Annotated in this window: 4 protein-coding genes (1 of these 4 running past the window's edge); all 4 read right to left on the reverse strand. The window is 46.5% G+C overall.

All coding sequences use genetic code 11. The features are described from left to right. Positions 1 to 5662: the 5' portion of a non-ribosomal peptide synthetase gene (locus tag L3V43_RS12335; protein ID WP_237116631.1), read on the reverse strand. 4166 nt of this gene lie to the left of the window's left edge; 5662 of the gene's 9828 nt are visible here — the first part of the coding sequence; the start codon lies at positions 5660 to 5662; its stop codon lies off the left edge, out of view. Then, positions 5662 to 15588: a non-ribosomal peptide synthetase/type I polyketide synthase gene (locus L3V43_RS12340; protein ID WP_237116630.1), complete on the reverse strand. Its 9927-nt coding sequence runs from the start codon at positions 15586 to 15588 to the stop codon at positions 5662 to 5664. Before L3V43_RS12340 ends, L3V43_RS12335 begins: the two co-directional genes overlap by 1 nt. 723 nt (positions 15589 to 16311) lie before the next feature. Then, positions 16312 to 18327 carry an amidohydrolase family protein gene (locus tag L3V43_RS12345; RefSeq protein ID WP_237116629.1) on the reverse strand — a complete coding sequence of 672 codons (2016 nt, stop codon included), beginning with the start codon at positions 18325 to 18327 and terminating at the stop codon, positions 16312 to 16314. 112 nt (positions 18328 to 18439) lie between these two features. Next, on the reverse strand, positions 18440 to 20134 hold the full coding sequence (ggt, locus tag L3V43_RS12350; protein WP_237116628.1) for a gamma-glutamyltransferase: 1695 nt from the start codon (positions 20132 to 20134) through the stop codon (positions 18440 to 18442). Positions 20135 to 20393: the final 259 nt, after the last annotated feature.

Raw genomic sequence — 20393 nt, forward strand, 5'->3', positions numbered from 1 at the left:
TTACAGCATAGATACTACAGCCGACTGTTGCCTCTGTTGGGCCATATTCGTTTATCCACTGGGCGTTAGGGAGCTTGTCCATCAGCTTATCAACCAAAGCTGCGCTCAGCCCTTCACCCCCAACCACAAATCGGTGGGCGATATTACTGTGAGTTTGTGCGTCACTTAATGCAAATACCGCGCGTAGGTGAGCCGGTGTTAACTTGAATAACTTGGCTTCATTAGCTGCAAAAATCTGCGTTTGTAAGGCGGGCAACAATTCGGCGCCCGTGGGAAGCAACTCAAGCTCACCACCTCGCATTAAGATAGGCACTAAGGCGGTCACCGTCGCATCAAACGCCAGCGGTGTACTGAGTACTGCCTTGGTTATATCACCGGATTGTGGCAGATAGCGCTGACACGCAAAGCGCAGATAATTATTGAGGTTGCCATGACTAATGGGCACCCCTTTTGGCTGCCCGGTGGAACCTGAGGTATAAATAACATAGGCAAGCTCGGCTTGGTTAAATGCAGATGCGTCTTCATCTACCAGCAAACTGGTATCGTAAAACGCAAAGTTCCCCTCAGCTTCGAACAAATCATCAAGCAACAAAAAGTCACTACCGGCTTCAATCAAGCGCTCGGCATCTTTACTTAGCGCCAGCGTCAATACGATGTCTGCATCATTCATGATGTAGGCTAAGGTATCGGTTGGCGTGTCATGATGAATGGGCACATAAGTATGGCACGCTTTTAATATTGCCAGCACCGCGGCCACCATGTAACTCGAAGACGGCAGTAAAATAGCAATGCGACTTTGCTCGGCAAATGCCATTTCTAATAAGCTATTAGCAAGTTGGTTCGCGCATTTTTCTAAGGTGAGATAACTACAAGTAAACTCCCCCATGCGCACCGCAGTCTGTAGTGGAGTCTGAAGAGCCGCCTGACTAAACTGAGTCACCCATGGCTGTTGCTCTGTCACTTCTACCGCAACACTTTGCAGCTGTTTTAATAGCGCTAACTGCTGCTCAGCGGGCCACAATGACAATGCTGACAACGGAGTATTTGGCTCTGCAAGACACTGCGATAACACATAACAAAACTGCTGATGGAAACTAACTACACTCGCTTCGTGCCACAAATTGCTGTCATAAAGCCATTCAACGGTGAGTACATCGCCCTCGTCTATCACTGCGACTTCCAAATCTAATTTGGCACCGCGTACTTTACTTTGGCAGGGCGTCACTTCCAATTGTTCTAGCGTAAGGTTTTCATTTACCTGGTTATTTACCCGAAACACGATTTGATGCAGCGGATGCTGGGCGCTTGAGCGTTCAACGTCTAGCTCATCCACTAACACATCGAAGGGAATATGTTGATGTTGCAATGCGTCGTTGAGTAAGCCTTGGGTTTGCTGTAACGCTTGCGTGAAACTAGTATCTTCACTCCATTCGCTCCTAAGTACTAAGGTATTGATAAAGTTACCAATCATACTTTCAAATGCTTTAAGGTGACGTCCTGATACTGGCGTACCAACAACCACATCGCGCTGTTGAGAAAAGCGGCTTAACCACAATGAAAATAGCGTTTGCAGTAACACAAATAAGGTTTGCCCTGAACGAGTTTGATACGCTCGAAGTGCACTGACCAGCGCCGCAGGTATGGGCTCAATCACTAAGGCGCCACGCAAAGAGGTTTTTGCTTCTCTGCTACAATCTAGCGGTAATTCATGAACCTTGGGCAGACCTTGTAATTGCATACGCCAATAGTCGAGCTCCTGTTGCCATAACTCCCCCTGTTCCAGCTGCTGTTGCCACATTACATAATCAACGTAATGCACCTCTTGTAGCGATAAGGTTTCGCCGCTGAGAGCAGCTTTGTATGCCTGTCTTAAAGCGTCACTCAAACACGCAATAGACCAACCATCGGCAGCGATATGATGTAAGGTGATCACAAGGGTAGCCTGCATCGCCTCTTGTTGATAAAGACTGGCGCGCAGCATTAAATCACGGCTTAAATCGAAGCTGGTTGCGTAATCTTCTGCGATAGCTTGCTCTAACGCATGTGCTTGTTGCTCAGCGGATTTATCTGTCCAGTCGTGCTTAACCAGGGTAAATCGAGCATCAAGGTTAATGCTTTGGTGCGGTTCTCCTTGCGCGTTTTGATGGTAATTAAACGCCAAGACTGGATGTTGCTTAATCACAGCAATAAAGGCGTGCTCTAAGGCCTTGGTATTCAGTTTGCCTTGCAATTGAAATATGCCCTGTAGGTTATACTGGTTGCTGTGCCCTTGCAGTTGGTCTACAAACCACAAGCGCCGCTGTGCAAATGACAAAGGATAATTGGGCTGTGGTGGCGCAGGTTGTAGACTTGGTAATGAAGATTGAGACTGAGAGTTAGCCAGTATCTCGCTTAGTTCAAATACGCTAGGATTGGCAAACAGTTGCTTTAAGCTCACCTCCACCGAGAGCTGGGCTCTTAGTTCATTGAGTAATTGCATTGCCAATAAAGAGTGACCACCGATGCTGAAAAAGCTATCGTGCAGCCCCACTTCTGGTGCGCCCGTTAAGGTTTGATAGAGTGTGATTAACTGTCGCTGCAACGCACTTGTCACCTCACTACTTTGGCTTTGAGAAGTTAATGCCAAAGACTGTAATTGTTGGCGGTCTATCTTGCCATTACTCAGGGTGGGTAAGTGCTGGCAAAGCTCTATCCAGCTTGGGATCATCGGCTCAGGCAAACGCCGCTTCAAGCCTTGACGGATCACCTCGCGCAAATTGGTTGCAGCGCACTGGCTGCCACCACCACTTACCACAAAAGCAACCAAAGCGTCTTGTTTGCCGAGCTTACGCACGACTACCGCCGCTTGCGATACCTCATCAAGCGCTAACAGTGCAGCTTCTATTTCATTGAGGTCAACACGAAAACCGCGAATTTTCGCTTGTTTGTCAATTCGACCGAGAAATTCAAGCTCGCCGCTCGCATTCAGCCTAACGCTATCACCACTGCGGTAAAAACGCGTGCGTTGACCGCTATTTTGCAAGACGCTTGTAAACTGAGCTGCGGTCTCTGAAGGCGCATTTATATATCCTTTGGCGAGGCTCGGCCCGCCAATATAGAGCTCTCCAGGCATGCCAGCGGGTGTTGGCTTCCCCTGTTTGTTGAGCACGCAGGTGGTGACATGTGCCAAAGGCGCACCGATCGGATAACTGTGGCCGGTTAGCCTGCTGTCTGTCACTTCATGACAAACTACTCCAACACAAGCCTCCGTCGGACCATAATGGTTGAAAATACGCGCTGCTGGCGTCAGCGCGCGAATGCTATCAACAAGCTGCCCACCTAATGCTTCTCCACCTAACACCCACTGCGAAATAGCGGGCTTTTGCTCAGCAAATTGAGGCAACAGCACCGCGGCAAAAGAAGGGGTTAATTTTATCAAGTTAACTTGCTCAGCCACTAACTTGGCTGCGATTTCAGTCGGTTCTGGCGCTTGGTTTGCAAGGGTGAGTACCACAGTACCGCCATGAGTAAGCACCGGATAGACAGCCGTTAAGCATAAGTCTGTGGCAAGTCCTGTGACCACGCCCGCTCGCGTATCTTGGTTGTAACTCAATCTCGCCGCGATGCTGCTGCAATAGTGACTCAGCGCGCCATGGCTGATCTCAACCCCTTTGGGCACACCAGTAGAACCAGAAGTAAACAACACATACGCGCTATCATCAAAACTTGGTGAATAAGTTTGCTGCGGCGCTCCTTTGTTTTGGCTCAGCTCACTATATGTAAGCACTCTGATGTCAGCTTCTCGTAGCGCTTGGCAAAGTGGCGTTTCGACACTTACCACCACCGTATTACACTCAGCTTGCGCTAGCATTTGTAGCGCTCTGGCAGTGGGCATATTGCCATCAATAGGTAAATACGCACGGCTACTTTGCATTACGCCAAGCATAGTGACAATGTCACTCATATCGCCCGTTGTTATCAGCGCAATGATTGACGCTGGAACATCTAAGTTGTTGGCAATTTGTAGGCTTTGAGATTGTAGCTGCTGATACGTTAGGGCCCGCGATGCTTCGCCATTGGTGCTTGGCACAACCACTGCAATCGCCTCACCTTGAGTTTGCGCTATACTTCTGATTGCTTGCGGCACAAGCATCGGCTGGCTGATGTTGTGATTGATATTTGCCGCCTTTGTCGGTAAGTTCGTTGATTTGAGCACCAAGTCGTCAATCGGCAGCGCCTCTTTAGCACAATAGCACTGGACGAGTGCCAAATAATCATCGGCAAATTGCTGAATAAGCGCATGGTCATAAAGCCCTGTTGCATAAACAAAGTCACACACAAGGGCATCATCTGTATCATCAACAGATAGGGTTAAGTCAAATTTCGCTGTGCCATTATCTAGGGCAATTAACTCGGCTGCTAATTGGTTATTTACCGACACCTTACTACTGGCTACACCATTGTAGTTAAATAACACTTGAAACAAGGCGGAATGCGCGGCGGATTTGGGTAGCTCTAGCGCTTCAATGATGTCTTCCACGGCAGCGTTTTGATTACTAAGCCCTTGCAATACTTTGTATTGCAGCGCCTTAATCGCCTCACTCATGGAGTGATGTCCGTTTATCTGCATACGCAGTGGCAAGGTATTAATAAAGCAGCCAAGCATAGCTTCAAACTCGCTTTGCTGACGATTTGCAACCGGCACCCCTAAGGTAATATCGGCTTGCTCACTGTAGCGATAAAGCAAGATGTAAAACACGCCCAGCAAGGCGGTAAAATGTGTTACGCCATCGCTGTGGCAAGCTTTATCTAATCGTTGTATTTGTTCTGCGTTAAACGAACAACGAACCGTGTCACCTTGGTACTGCTTTTCTTTTTTTCTTGGATAGCTGGTGGACAATTCAAACGGTGTAAATGCCTCTAACTGCTCAGTCCAATAAGCCAATTGTTGTTGATAGTCTGGGGATTGTCTTAATTGCTGCTCCCAGTGCACATAGTCAACATACTGTAAATCGGGAAGCTCAACACACGCCTCCGATAGCTCATACAGCAGTGCGTTGATAAATATAGTCACGCTCCAGCCATCACTAATAATATGATGCATGTTAACGAGTAACCAGCGGCAAGCAGTGTGAGAGTTACTCACTAAAGCCGTCACTTGCAGCAGCGACTCGTTGGCAAGATCAAACTGATACCCCACAGCCTCTTTAATCGACTCTGGTAGCTGATTGGGTAGCGCTTCTTCATCCACGGTCATCACAGCAATTTTCATCGCCTCAGCAGGTTCAATTTGCTGCACCACCTTCCCTTCAACCGTGATAAATCGTGCTCTCAAAATATCGTACTTAGCTATCAAGCGGCTCAACGCTTGTTCAATGTCCGTGACTGAAAATGGCTGCGATAATTTAACTAGCCCAGCCATGTTGTATGCCGCAGTGCCCCCTTCATATTTATCAATAAACCACATTCTTTGCTGTGCTGCCGAGAGCGCAGCAGATTGCTTTTGTTGCCCCTGAAGGTAGGTGATAAGCGCAGTTTTGTGCGCCTTTATCTTATCCAGAATACCCTCAGGCACCTGCCCAAGCGGTGTTCTAAGTTTTAATTTATCTTGCTGTAAATAAACATAAATCTGTTGACGGTCCAGCTCATCTAACCACTGTTTTATTGCAAAGTTTTCCATCATTACAAGTCCATCTCCGTCATAGATTTATCACTTAGCGCAGCACTCAAATCTCGGTCGCTTACAATATCACTGACTTTCTCTACGTTTGGAGTCTGCGTCTCCACCGAAATAGCATCATGAGCTTGTTTTAACGCTTCGATACACTCAGCAAGCTCTGCAATACAGGCGTGCTCAAAGATGTCGCCAATGGTCAATTTAATATTGAAAGCTCGGTTGAGTCTCGATACCAACTGCATACCAATCACCGAATTGCCGCCGCTATCCACAAAACGTGCTGTGACGCCCAACTGCTCAACAGGGAGAAGCGCTATATAATGTTGATGCAGCTGTTTTTCTGTTTCAGTGCGAGGAGCCAACGTGCATATTTCTGATACTGGCTCAATAGCAGGCATTGGTAGTGCTTTTCGGTCGCGCTTACCATTTGGTGTCATCGGCCATTGACTTAACCAAACAAAATGCTCAGGCACCATGTAACTTGGTAACCATTCACCGAGCGCTTGGCGCAGCCGAGGCGAAGACCACTCGGTTGATAGCTCACCATCATCAATCATATAACCACACAGACATGGGCCAGTTTCTAGCGTTTGTACGCAAACATCGACTTCACTAGTATTGAGTATCCGCCCTAGGTGATGGCTAATATCGCCAAGCTCTATACGATGACCATGGAGTTTAATTTGATTATCTAAGCGTCCTTTTACTTCAAAGCGGCCATCAGCTAAACGCCTCGCTTTGTCTCCCGTCTTGTATAAGCGGCGGCTAATGGAAGTTGTAAATTGATGATTGATAAAACGCTGCTCGGTCAGCTCCGCTTGATGTAAATAACCCATAGCAACACCACTGCCACCAATGTATAACTCGCCCCATACGCCGTCGGGTAAAGGCAGCCCTTCACCATGGCACTCTGTTGGGAGCACAAATAAGCTAGTATTTTGTATCGCTTTACCAATGGTTATCTCTGCGGCATTGTCGATATGTGCCACCGCCGACCAAATCGTGGTTTCGGTTGGCCCGTATAAGTTATAAACCGCTTTACTGTGACTAAGTAACTGCGCGGCCAGTGCCTGAGGTAAAGGCTCACCGCCACTCCATACTTTTATGCCAGAAGTGCATGCTGGCGCCGCATTTAACACTAATTGCCATAGCGTTGGCGTTGCCTGCATCACTGTGATCTGCTGCTGTTCAATAAGCGCGCCAAGCACAGCAGGATCGCTAATACTTTCATCACTTGCCAGCACCACCGACGCACCAACGAGTAATGGCCCAAACAACTCTAGCAAGGCAATATCAAACGCTACTGTGGTGATAGCCAATAAACGGTCATTTGCCACCAGCCCCGGCTCACGACACATAGACGCAAGCAGATTAGCAAATGCCCCGTGATTGACTTCAACGCCCTTGGGTAACCCCGTGGAACCAGAGGTATAAATCACGTAAGCACGCTGCTGAGCTTGAATTAGCAAGCTTGGGCTGCGAGTCGAACTTTTGGCAATGACTTCGGCATCGCTATCCATACAGACTCGTTTGAAACGACCATGATTGAATAACGCAGACTCTGCACTGCTGGCATCACATAGCACAACACTCGCTTTGGCATCCTCTAAGATATGCGCGATGCGCTCGTCAGGAAAGGTGAGATCGAGTGGTAAAAATGCCGCTCCAGCTTTCATCACCGCCATGAGTGCTATCAACAGCTCCGCCCTGCGTGGTAATGCCACCGCCACGATACTATTGGGCGTTACCTGCTGCTTCATCAAGTAGTGAGCGAGTTGGTTAACACGCGAATCTAGTGCCTCATAACTGAGACTCACATCATCCGTTACCAGTGCCGTACGTGCGCTGCAACGCGACACATTGTGCTGCCAAGTTTCAACGAAACTCGTCGCGACCTTAACCGATTTCTCTTGCTGTAGCGGTAACTCAACCAATCGATACACATCATCACTACTTTGTATCAGCTCATTTTGAGCCCCTATCGGTGTATTGCCTTGAACCTGCGACAGCAAATGGACAAACTTAGCCACGTACTGGGTCATTAATTCAGTATCAAATTTTGCTGTGTGATATTCCACTAACAGGGACCACTGCCCCGCAACACAGGTCATATTTGTCGTCAGTTCAAATTGGCCAAATTTAGCGACACTTGGCTGTACTTCAACTTCTAGGTCATTAAAGTTCGGCAAAGTGGTGACTTTATCTAGATTAAACAAAGTGCTAGGTAGAATTAGCTGGTCATCGGCAAGGCTTGCATACGGGTGGGTTTGGTGATCAAAGGCATCAAGTAAAGTATTTTGCACCCGCTGTACCAGCTCACCGATATTGCTAATGCTAGTCATGTCAACCACAATGGGCAAGATATTGGTGCAATAACCCAGTAACGCTTGGTCGAGCAACTCAGGCTCAAACTGCGACGCCAGTCGTTGCCTATCTGATATCGGCACTCCTACACTTATTACCGCCTGACCGCTTAACTTGTGTAGCCACAAGCAATAAAGTGCAAGCATGGTTGCAAATTGCCCACAACGCAAAGATTGAGCAAGGGTCTCAGTATTTCGGATTGCACTCGATGAAATGGGTAATGTGAGCTGATTAACTTGGTATGAAGCCACGCTCACCGTCGTTGATTTTGGCAGCTCAAGTGGTGTTGAACTCGCTAAGCACTGATGCCAAAAAGCTTGGTTTTTTGAAGCTTCCGGTGAATGCGAATATGCCTGCAGGCTATCAACGTAATGATTAAAGGAGACAGCTCGGCTTGCCACCTCATTTTGTTTTGCATCTTGATTGTAGCGCTCAGCGATTGCTGCCAGCACCATTTGTAGTGAAAGCCCATCGCAGATCACATGATGGGCCACAACACTTAGATAGTGCTGCGCTTTGCCATCACTCAACAGCGTCACTCTACAAAGTGGGTCTTTTGCAAAGTCAAATGGTTGATAACGCAGTGCGGATAGTCGGGTGTGTAATGCTGCTTGGTCTTCTTCGTTCCATGGCTCAACATGCAACTCGGCTTGTTCCACTCGGCAATATTGCATTAAGCGGTCACTATCGACACCAAAACGCAAGATTGGGAAGTCACGGCAAACCGTAGTAACGGCTTGCTTCAGCCGCGCTAAATCGAGCTTACCTGAGAGCTTTAATATCGCTTGTAATTGATATGCACTCGCCCCTTCGCTAGAGGTCAACGCCATCGCTAATAGCTGCTGCTGGCTATGGCTAAGTGGAAATGCAGCATCGTCATCACTTGGGCTCACTTCACCAAAATAACCCGCACGTTTTAAGCTAAGTACACTAGCTTCAACTGCGTTTATCACCGCTGCAATGTCTTCATCTGTATGGGCGGCGCTGAAAAAGCAGTTTCGTCCTTCCCAGATAAATACACCGCGCTCTAGCATTTCATAAAAGAACACATCAAGATTTTGCGAAAAGCGAAAACGGAATAATGATGCAAACGCTTCTATTCGAATGGGTACGTCATGGGTTTCAAAAAACGCATTGAGATGTGCTTTAAATGCCGCGGTTTTGTCGTTGATCCCTTGTTGTAACGTTGGACCTTGCGACTGAATAGCTTGCAACACCGCTTTGGCGCTCGCCATGGTCATTGGATGTTTGCAGAAAGTCCCGGCAAAGAAGGTGGTATCGGTCAAAGGGTAGGAGTCATCTCCGTATTGCCAATTTCCTCCGTCAATGGCATCGAGATAGGTAGCGGCCCCCGCGACTACACCGATAGGCATACCACCACCGACGATTTTGCCATAGGTTGCCATATCGGCCTTAACCCCTATCAAGCCTTGAACACCACCGGGGTGTGCTCTAAAGCCAGTGATCATTTCGTCAAAAATGAGGGCAATACCATGCGCTTCGGTAAGCGTACGTAGTTTACGTAAAAACGCCCAAGGCTGATTTTCAGGATGACGGCTTTGTACCGGCTCAACAATCACCGCGGCAATATGTTGCGCCTCTCGGGTAATAACCTCTAGCGCCTCATCATCACCATAAGGTAAAACGAGATTATCGGCGATTGCGCCATAACGCACTCCAGCACACATTGCCTCTACGCCTTGCTCTGGCGACTCAGTTGCCAAAGTACCATCATAGTGACCATGGTACGCGCCTGAGAACTGAACAATTTTATCGCGTTTGGTCACCGTTCTTGCCAAGCGTAGCGCCGTCATTACCGCCTCTGTACCAGAGTTACAAAACGATGCCCGCTCAAGCCCTGTCAGCTCACAGATAAGTGCAGCAACCTCAGGCGCATCAGGACTTGCAAGCCCCAGTTGCATACCCGCTTCAAGCTGTTGCGCCAGTGCTGCTTTGATAAAGTCAGGGTTGTGACCAAATAAGTTAGTACCAAAATCCATGGTGATATCAATATAGCGATTATCATCGATATCCCAGATATATGCGCCCTCACAGCGCTTAGAGAACACCGGATAAAGTAGCTCTTTGCTCGACAGTCTAAAACCTGCCGATGCTCGGCAATCCGCAAGGCGTCCGCGATATTCGCTCACTAGCGCTTTTGAACTGTGCGTTTTCGCAATGTAAGCATCACTCAATGCAGCAAGATGTTGACGCATGGCTGGGCTGCTATTGGCACGCTGCACTTGTTTTTGCTGTGCGCCTGGTAATACAGATTGGGCTCTGCTTGGCTGGGGCTTTGATACCAAGGTTGCTGTCGAGGTGACTGCACTGTTTTCAACTTTCGCGCCCTGAATATGGCGTAACTGCTGTCCCACCACAGCTTCTAACGCAGCTCTCGCTTCAGCGTTGGTCACTGTGCTTGCCGCCTGCAATTGCGCCTGATAGATAGCGACAAGCGTGTGGTTGTCAGCCTCTACTACACTACCTTTTGGCGTATCAGTCGTCACCGATGCAGGTGATGGCAAACTGCCAGCTTGTTGTGAACCTTGCGGCGCTTTGAGATAGTCACTATGGCTTTGAATATAGGCCACTAACTTATCGACATCGCTGAGTTCTTGATAAAATTGACGAACACTAAACTCTAAACCGAATTCCCGCTCGTACACTCTAACGGCCTGCATGATCATCAACGAATCAACCCCCATTTCTAACAAAGGGAGGTTGGTTTGGATGGCATCAGCGGGCATCGACAATAACCCCGCTAGGGTATTGAGCACAAAGCTGCGAATTTGTGCATCACGGTCACTCGCATTCACCACTGTCAGAGCTTCGGGCTGTGATTGTTCAGTACCAAAAATCCAGTATGAGCTGCAATCAAATGGATATTGCGGCAAGCCCACTCTAACGCTCGGACGACTGCCATACACCTGTTGCCATTCGAGCGGCCCGCCTAAATCGAGGTATGTGCCCAAACACTCGACGAACCTCTTGCTATCATCGCCTTTGGGGTGCAATACATGGGCATAATTAAGCGCTTTGTTATTGCTGTTTTCTTGTAGTAAGCCACTCAAAATAGGTTTGGGACCAAGCTCAATCGCTAAGCCATGCTCAAGTGACTCAAGCGCAGTTACACAGTCAACAAAGCGAACCGGTGCCTTAATTTGTTCAACCCAATACTCGGCCGTAGCGATAAGTGTAGACTCCACTTGCCCCGTCATGGATGAAACAAAAGGCAGCCGAGGCTGTTGGAATCTAACCTGTTCAGCGACTTCCCTAAAGGCCTCTAGCATGGGGGCCATCAATGGAGAGTGGAAAGCGTTTGCCGTATGCAGCGCTTTTACTTTAATTTGCTGTGCTGCAAGCACGTCACTGAGGGCTGTGATTGCTTCATCAGCACCGGAGAATACTACCCCAGCCTCACCATGGAAGGCTGAGATAACCACTTGCTCCTGAATCTCACTCAAGCAATTACGTGCGGTTATTTCATCACATCTTGCGGCGATCATGCTGCCTTTTATCGGTAATTCATGCATTAGTTGACCACGCGCTGCAATCAACTCAACACCATCTCGAAGCGAGAACACGCCAGCAATACAAGCCGCTGCATACTCACCAACACTATGACTGAGTAGCTGGGATGGCTTCACCCCATAATGCATCAATAAGTTTGCCACACTGTATTCAACGGCAAACAAGCTCACTTGCGTCCAACGGGTTTGTGCCAGCAGTTCACTATGCTTTTCATCGAATAACACATCCAACAGGCGTGCTCCAAAGCGCTCGCCAATCAGACTGTCAATGTCATCTAAGTGACTGCGAAACACTGCGTGGTGTTGATATAAAGAGAGGGCCATCAAGGGGTATTGTGAACCTTGTCCGGTGAACAAAAACGCAACTTCTGGTGCAGTATTTGCCGAGGACTGTTCAGCAATAATGGGACTATTCAGTTGCGAAATAAGTGCTTCTCTACTCACACCACTAAACGTTTTATGCACACCTTTAAGCGGCACTTGCTCGGCATTTTGTGCGCAGAAGTCATCAAATGCTTGAGGAGTCAGACTCGACAATCGTTCACTATAGTGACCAGCAAGTTTCTGCAATGCAGCTTTAGATTTAGCAGCGAGAGGCAATAGATAAAACAAAGGCGGTGTTACTTCAGCTTGCATTTCTGGTTTAGGCACAGGCGCTTGTGCGCAGATCACATGTGCATTAGTACCACCAAAACCAAAAGAGCTTAATCCAGCGGCTCTTATCCCCCCTTGTTGTACAGACCATGTCTGCATGTTTTGCGGCACCATAAATGGGAGTTTTTGCCATGGAATATGCGGGTTTAACACCTCACTGTAACGCTGCGCAGGAATTTGCCCATGCTGTAAACACAGTAGCGTTTTGATAAGCCCAGCAATACCCGCACCGGATTCAAGGTGACCAATATTCGCTTTTACCGCACCGAGAATAACCGGATCATGACGACTATGATGTTCTCCATACGTGCGGTTTAATGCTGTGATCTCGATAGGATCGCCAAGCTCCGTACCCGTGCCATGGGTTTCCACATAGTGGATATCTCCCGCCTGCATCTTGGCATTATCAAGGGCGGCATTGATCACAGCCTGTTGCGCGGCACTATTTGGCGCGGTAATGCCATTGCTGCGGCCGTCTTGATTAATTGCACTGCCTTTGAGTACACCAACAATCGGGTCGTTGTCTGCCATGGCTTGTTGTAGCGGCTTTAGCATCACCACCCCAACTCCTTCACTTCGCACATAGCCATCCGCTGCCTGTGAAAAGGTTTTGCAATGGCCGTCTGCTGCCAACATTTGTGCGTTTTCACAGGCCTTAGTCACATCATCGCTCAGAATAAGATTAACGCCCGCCACCAACGCCGCGTTCGTTTCTCCATTTCTTAGTGCTTGAATTGCATGATGTAGCGCCACCAGCGATGACGAGCACGCAGTATCAATCGCCACACTCGGGCCGGTAAAATTAAAGCTATAAGAAATGCGGTTTGCAGCAATGCTCAGCGCTGTACCCGTACCTAAATATGCGGTACTTTTTTGCTGTTGTTGCGACAATAAAAAGTAATCATTTTGCGATATACCGACATACACGCCAATATTGCTACCTGCGAGCGTGGCGGGTTGGTAACCGGCATGCTGTATAGCGTGATAAGTCGTTTGGAGCAGTAATCTATGTTGTGGGTCGATATGCTTAGCTTCGAGTGGCGAGATGCCGAATAATGCAGCATCAAACTCATCGACATTCTCTAAATAGCCACCAAGTCGGTCGGCTTCAAGATTCGGGCAAAGCTGCTGGCGCTTAGGATCTGGCGTGGTGATCCCATCACCTTGCTGACATAACAGCTGCCAAAATGCATCGAGTCCATTTGCTGAAGGATAACGACAGGCCATGCCAATCACGGCAATATCTGTATCTGCAATATCTTCAGCTCGACGAGTAGGCTGCGTCTTATTCGCTTGCTCAGTGGCGCCTTTCGACTCGTTAAGCTCTGTCTGTCCTAGGGCTTGAGTAAGCGTACTAAACTGACTTAAATACTGGGCTAGTTCGCGAATTGAGGGATATTCGTAAAGTACCGTAGGCTCAAGATCTAGCTCGTGTACTTCCATTAATTCCCCTGAGATCCGTACCGCTTTCATCGAATCCACACCTAATGCCAAGAATGGCGCGTCGATATCCAAACTACGCGCGGGCTTATCTATTTCTTGTGCGACTAAATCTTGTAATAACCGCTGAATTTGTTGTAGTGACGATGAGGACGATGGCGCCTCAGCTTGCTGTGGTACAGCAGCTTCACGGGCGCGCGCAATTACTTCAAAGTTATCGGCTAAATAACTGCGCTTATTCTCTTGGCGCTGAATTTTACCGCTCGATGTTTTATGAATGCGACCGGGCTTTATCAATACGATGTCATAAGGCGTAATGCCGTGGTGCTCAACGATCGCAGCGGTGATCTGCTGTAATACCTGCTCAGCATTTAACTTTCTTAGTGCAGTACGCTTTACTTGTTGTACTATCACCAAACGCTCTTCATTACCATTAGCGGCGACCGAAAACGCTGCGCCGCCATTTTGTTCTAAGCTATCGCTTGCTTGTGTAACCGTAAGTTCTATATCTTGCGGGTAGTAGTTTTTACCGCGGAAGATAAGCACGTCTTTGGCGCGTCCTGTAACGAACAATTCCCCACGCTGGATAAAGCCTAAATCACCAGTACGGAGATAAGCCCGCTCGTCAGCACCTTTAATTCTGGCATGAAATGTAGCCTCAGTTGCCGCTGGGTTATTCCAATACCCCTTTGCTACACTTGGACCAGTTACCCAAATTTCTCCGGTTTCACCATCATTGCATGCTTCAAAAGACTCAGGGTTAACAATCGCAATACAATGCTCGCCCCAACTCACGCCAGAAGATACGGCGTAATAAGGTTGCTGTTCATCAGCCACATCTAATGCATAAAACGCATCTACTGTATCTTCATCTGCGACTTGTTCGGCTATGCCCTGCTGTAGCTTGGCTGCATCAATACGTAATATCTTTGGCTTTTCTAGAAGACGTCCACCAGTTGCAAATAAAGTGGTTTCTGCCATGCCGTAACAAGGTGCGATACTCTCTCTTTGTAAGCCACACACTCTAAACTTTTGATAAAAGCGCTCTAACGTGCTGGCACGCACTGGTTCCGCGCCATTTAGTGCTGAGCGCCAATGGGACAAATCTAAGTCTTTAAGGTCTTCATCTTTGACGGTGTCCACACACAGATCATAGGCAAAGTTTGGCGCACTTGACGTTAATGCTTTGGTTTGTGAAAGCAGTTTTAGCCAACGTAGTGGTTTTTGCAGGAAATAAGCCGGATTCATCAGCGCCGCTGTCGCACCGATATAGATTGGGTGCATTATGCCAAAAATCAGTCCCATATCATGGAAATGAGGCAACCAACTTACAATCGAAGAGTTGCTGTCATGACCAAACGCTTCTTTCATTAGCGCCTGATTATCAAGAATATTGTCGTGAGTTACCATTACGCCTTTAGGTGTGCCCGTCGAGCCTGAGGTATATTGCAAAAATGCCAGTTGCTCACCACGGATTTGTGCACGAGGCCACTGTTGAGTGGTTGATTTAAGTGCAATGTTATCGGTAGTAAATAGTGCTAACTGCGCTAGACTTGGCTCAGAATCAAGCAATGGCTTGGCGATTTCATTGATCTTTTCACTGGTAAGTGCACCTTTGGCACCTGCGTCTTCGATGATGGCGCGCAGACGATCAACATTTTGATTCTTTTTAGGTGGATAAACCGGTACCGCAATTATCCCGGCGTATAAACACGCAAAAAAAGCTTCTATAAATTCAAATCCAGAGTTGTACAGTAATAATGCTCTGTCACCCGGTTCAAAATATTCACTCAATGTCTCAGCAATAGAGGCTGCACGCTCATGCAGTTCTTGGTAGGAAATGGTTTTACTTGGTAATGCCTCATCGTAAAAATATTGATAGGCAATATCTTGAGATCGAGTACGCGCTAAACTCGCGAGTATAGTAACAATATTTGTATTCATGCCATCCCCATAACTTGGTTGGGATTCCTTTGGCAACAGCGCGAGCAGTATCAATTTGGCTTGCGACAGTTAACCATCAGTAACGTTGTAAAAAACCAATCAATTACTTAACCGCAACAAACACAGTACCCACTTAAGTAGGAAAACGTTTGTAGGGTATATCTATAAAGGTTAACTAACCGCTAAAACCGCGAGCCAAGTTAATCAACAGCACCTTTTGCTATTTGCTTGCAGCATATATACAACATTGCTGTAATCACTCACTGTCACTTTAACGCTTGAATATGGCAACTTTTTTACCATCCTTGTACGCGAGGGTGACGACATCAAAGTCTCAAATAGAGTTGTAAAAAAGACCATACCGAAGCTGGTAAAACGCACACAATTTGTATGGCTTCACATCAACGACTCGTGATCTGTACTGAAAAAGGCTAGCACAAGAAACTGATAAATAAACCGCTTTATTAACAAAAAAGTAAATTTATCCATTACACAAGATTACACCGAACCGTTTTTAGGAATTTTTTATTAGGTAGTAACAGGAAAGCCAGAACAATTTGTTTGTTTTTTAAACAAACCTCTGTTTTAGAAACACTTTTGGTAAAACTCAGAAATACAATTTAGTCTGATATCGAGGTAACGAAAATAGAACCAGTGCAAGTGTTATATTTATTTGCACTGGTCTTACAGCATCAAACTATTACTTTTGTAATGTACTTAATATTACTTTAGCGAAGGCGAGGTAGTGAACGGCTTCACTCCAATCGCTTGGTAAATTTCAGCAGGCTTAAACGCTTGCTCACCTTTGATCACCAATGTCGCTTTTTGCAGTGCTGTAATATCCTTAAGTGGATCGCCATCGATCAACACTAGATCTGCCACTTTGCCTTTGGCAATTGAACCGGTTTGATGTGCAACCCCCATCAATTTAGCACTCTCAAGCGTTGCCATATTCAGCACATCGGCCGCAGGAATGCCCGCATCAACGTAAAGTGCTAGCTCACGGATCAAGGTAAAGCCTGCAATATTATCCGTTCCAGGTACCATTGGAACACCAGCATCATAGAGCTTTTTCAGCATTTTTTGCATTGCTTCACCTGACTCTTGATAGCTCAGTTTAAACTGTTCATCAACATGCATCTCAGCCCCTTTTAAACCGCGAGCGAATGCAATTGGCATATGCTCTGAAATAGCAGCAAATTCCGGATTGATCTTTTGATCTTCTGCCATCAATAAGCTTCTGAATGTAGATACGGTAGGATCCACAACGATGCGCTTATCACTTAGTAACTTGATGAATGCATTCATCTCTGGACTATCAAGTGATAAGCCAGAGGCTTGCTCTCCCATCAGTGAAAACCGTTTTTGTGTTCTGGTATCCACTTCTTCACCAGCAAGGAAATTAAGGAATAGCATATTAATGTGCTGAATCTCATCATAACCATTTTCAATGGCTTGCTCTGCCGTCATAAACGCGGGCACGTGACCGCTAAGCCTCAATCCACGGCTATGTGCACGTTCAGAAATAGGCTTTACCCAGTTCGGATCGATAGAAGAATAGAGCTTCACTTGAACATAGCCATTATCGGCAAAGAAATCGACCGTCTCGAGCGCTTCTTCCAATGACTTCACACTTAAGCCTGCTGAGTTTTCGCTGAATTTATCCATAAAGCCAGCACGATATACACGCGAGCCCAACACCTGATTGGTATTAAATAGCGCTTCAATTTCCATAATATTGTCGTGCTCGTTACCCATGTCTCTAACGCTGGTAACACCGTTCGCAATATTTAAAATACCGTTCTCTTTTGATAAATGACCGTGCATATCCCAAAGCCCTGGGATCAAGGTTTTCCCTTTTCCATCAAGGCTAACCACGCCATTTTGCTTTTTAATATGTTTAGCAATTTCTACAATCTTGCCATTTTTAATCAACACATCATGGTTTTTCAGCAGTTTTTTCTGCTCACCATCAAAGACGGCAACATTTTCAATCAGTAATACAGGGACATCGTGTGTCAGCTTGTTAGCGAGGTTTTCTAGATGTTGCTGTTCGGCTTGTTTTTGGATAGTCTCAAGTTCTTCGAACTGTGCTTTGGTGTAGCCGTCGCGCAAGACATACATTGGCCCCCAACTTTGCGCGAAATAGTTACCATCGTCGTCATACCATGCAAAATTAGGGGTAAGACTAAGGCCACTCGTTACTAATAGATGAACGGTTTGTTCCCCCAACTTCATCGTCTTCATTTTTTCGATAAGCATTTTACCCTGAGGGTAAACATCTAATTCGTATTTATTATTTTTTAGAACATAACGCATCGTCGCGTTATCTAGTGCAAGGTGGTTATTAGACGGTACGTAGAAATCGAGTGTCGCGTCAGCTTTAATGCCTGATTCATTGACACTTTTCCACTGCGCAATGCCTCTGTTATAACTAAACGTTTCATCAATTGTGGAGCCAAAAGCAGAACGTCCTTTAAGACTAAAATTGATGGGTAACCCTTTTTCATTCAACTTTAAGGTTTCATCAATTAAGATCCGACGGTTGTTCCAGCCAAACTCAATTTTGGCTGTATAGTTTTGCTCGTCGATTTTTTCTTGGCTTAGCGTACCAGCTAAGCCCTTTTCTGAGTAAACATTATTGATAATGGTGTCAGCAAATACTACCCAACTCTGCGTAGTTAAAAGCGCCGCAACGAGTGTCGACAAGGCAATTCGCTTTGTTATTATTTTTGTCATGTTATTGTTCCTTAAATTTCCGTTTAACGACAATAATATTACATCAAGATAACAAAAAGCGAAGTGCTTTAACTGTTACAATTCGTGTGGATTTCACTACCCAATCAGGCTTTTAGTAACCTGCTGCTTGGCCATCCTTTCTTGTTTCGGATGCACCATAGTACACTCCAGTTTTACCATCTCGCATAATCGCTTGATAACCGCCATAAGGACCAACTGCTTCTTGTAATTTGTGACCCTTTTTTATCAGCTCTCTACGGGTTTCCATGGAAAAACCAGACTCGAGACTGACATACCCTCCATCCGTCATGATTTCACCGGTTGGCTGCGATGAACCACTATGCAGAATTCGAGGCGCATCGCCCGCTTCTTGTAGATTCATACCAAAATCAATCATGTTAATGAGGATCTGCGCATGCATTTGCGGTTGAGTCGCACCTCCCATCACGCCATAACTCATCCATGGTTTACCATCTTTTGTGACAAAGGCAGGAATAATGGTGTGAAATGGTCTTTTTCCCGGCGCATAACCGTTGTAGTGGTTTTTATCTAACGCAAATAGCTCGCCTCTATTTTGCAAGACAAAGCCAAGCTTAGCTGGAGTCATACCCGAGCCCATACCACGGAAATTACTTTGGATCAGCGACACCATATTCCCTTCTTTATCAGCAGTCGTGAGATAAATGGTATCCCCTTCTACAGGACCTGCATGATCGCGTTTAGCTGCTTTATTTGGATCAATCAATGCACGTCTTTTGTCAGCATATGCTTGCGAAATAAGCATCGCGACTGGTATCTCATTAAAGTCTGGATCGGCGTAGTATTTTGCCCTATCTGCAAAGGCAAGTTTTTTTGCTTCAACAAAGGTGTGAATATACTCAGGGCTGTCGAATCCCATAGCCTTGATATCATAGCCCTCTAAAATATTGAGAATTTGCTGGGCGGCAATGCCCTGACCATTGGGAGGTAGTTCCCATAACGTGTAGCCGCGATAATCAGCACTTACGGGGTCAACCCATTCACTGTGGTGCTCAGCCAAGTCTTGGTAACTCAAGTATCCACCATTGGCTTTCATGTAACGGTCGATTTCTTTAGCAATTTTGCCTTTATAAAAGGCATCGCGGCCTTTTTCTGCAAGTAACTCATAGGTATTAGCGAGTGCCGGATTCTTAAATATCTCTCCCTTTTTAGGCATTTCACCCTCAGGCATAAATACTTCTTTAAATCCGGAATATTGCTCACGAGCTGACACCGAGCGCTGCATGTAATAAGCAATCAACTCCGAAACTGGAAAGCCGCTTCTAGCGTAGTCGATACTGGGTTGAAGTAACTGTTTCATTGGCAGTTTGCCAAATTTTTTGTGCAGTTCAAACCAACCATCGACCGCACCGGGCACAGAAACAGGAAGCGGCCCATAACTTGGAATCGTATCTCCTTGCTGCTGTAACTTTGCTAGCGAAAGGCTTTTTGGTGAGCGCCCTGAAGCATTGAGACCAAATAACTTTTGTTGCTTCGCGTCCCACACAATAGCAAATAAGTCGCCACCGATACCGCAACCTGTAGGCTCCACTAGGCCAAGCATGGCATTAGCTGCAATTGCAGCATCTATGGCGTTTCCGCCTTGCTTCAATACCTCTATTGCGACTTGGGTTGCCAGTGGTTGAGAAGTTGCAGCCATACCCTGAGTTGCAATAACCTCTGAACGGCTAGCAAAAGCTTTTCCCGTGATCCTGTCATATGCGAGAGCCGCTGAGCTTACAGAAGCACATAGCATACTAACCAGTGTGCACTTAACGACCTTATTCATTATTTTTCTCTTTTGTTGTTTTCTTTTTAACCAATATAAAAAGCCAATTCGCTTACAGCAATTCATTTGCGGTCAAAGCGAAAGAAAACGAGATTGGACCTAATGCGAAAACTCAAGACACCATCGCCATAGCACTCGCTCTGCCACAAGAGTTTTCCCTCAAATCTAATACAAGCTTTTGCAGCTGGACTACACTTAAATGTTGAAGTGCTGTGCAGAAAAAATAAACCTAATCGAGATCAGGGTAATTGAATTGGTT

Origin of the sequence: Pseudoalteromonas sp. L23, assembly GCF_021728455.1 — a bacterium.
In the GTDB taxonomy this organism is placed as follows: Bacteria; Pseudomonadota; Gammaproteobacteria; order Enterobacterales; family Alteromonadaceae; genus Pseudoalteromonas.

Coding starts and splice junctions, on each gene's coding strand:
- L3V43_RS12340 (WP_237116630.1), bottom strand. CDS start 15,588: ATGAATACAAATATTGTTACTATACTCGCGAGTTTAGCGCGTACTCGA.
- L3V43_RS12345 (WP_237116629.1), bottom strand. CDS start 18,327: ATGACAAAAATAATAACAAAGCGAATTGCCTTGTCGACACTCGTTGCG.
- ggt (WP_237116628.1), bottom strand. CDS start 20,134: ATGAATAAGGTCGTTAAGTGCACACTGGTTAGTATGCTATGTGCTTCT.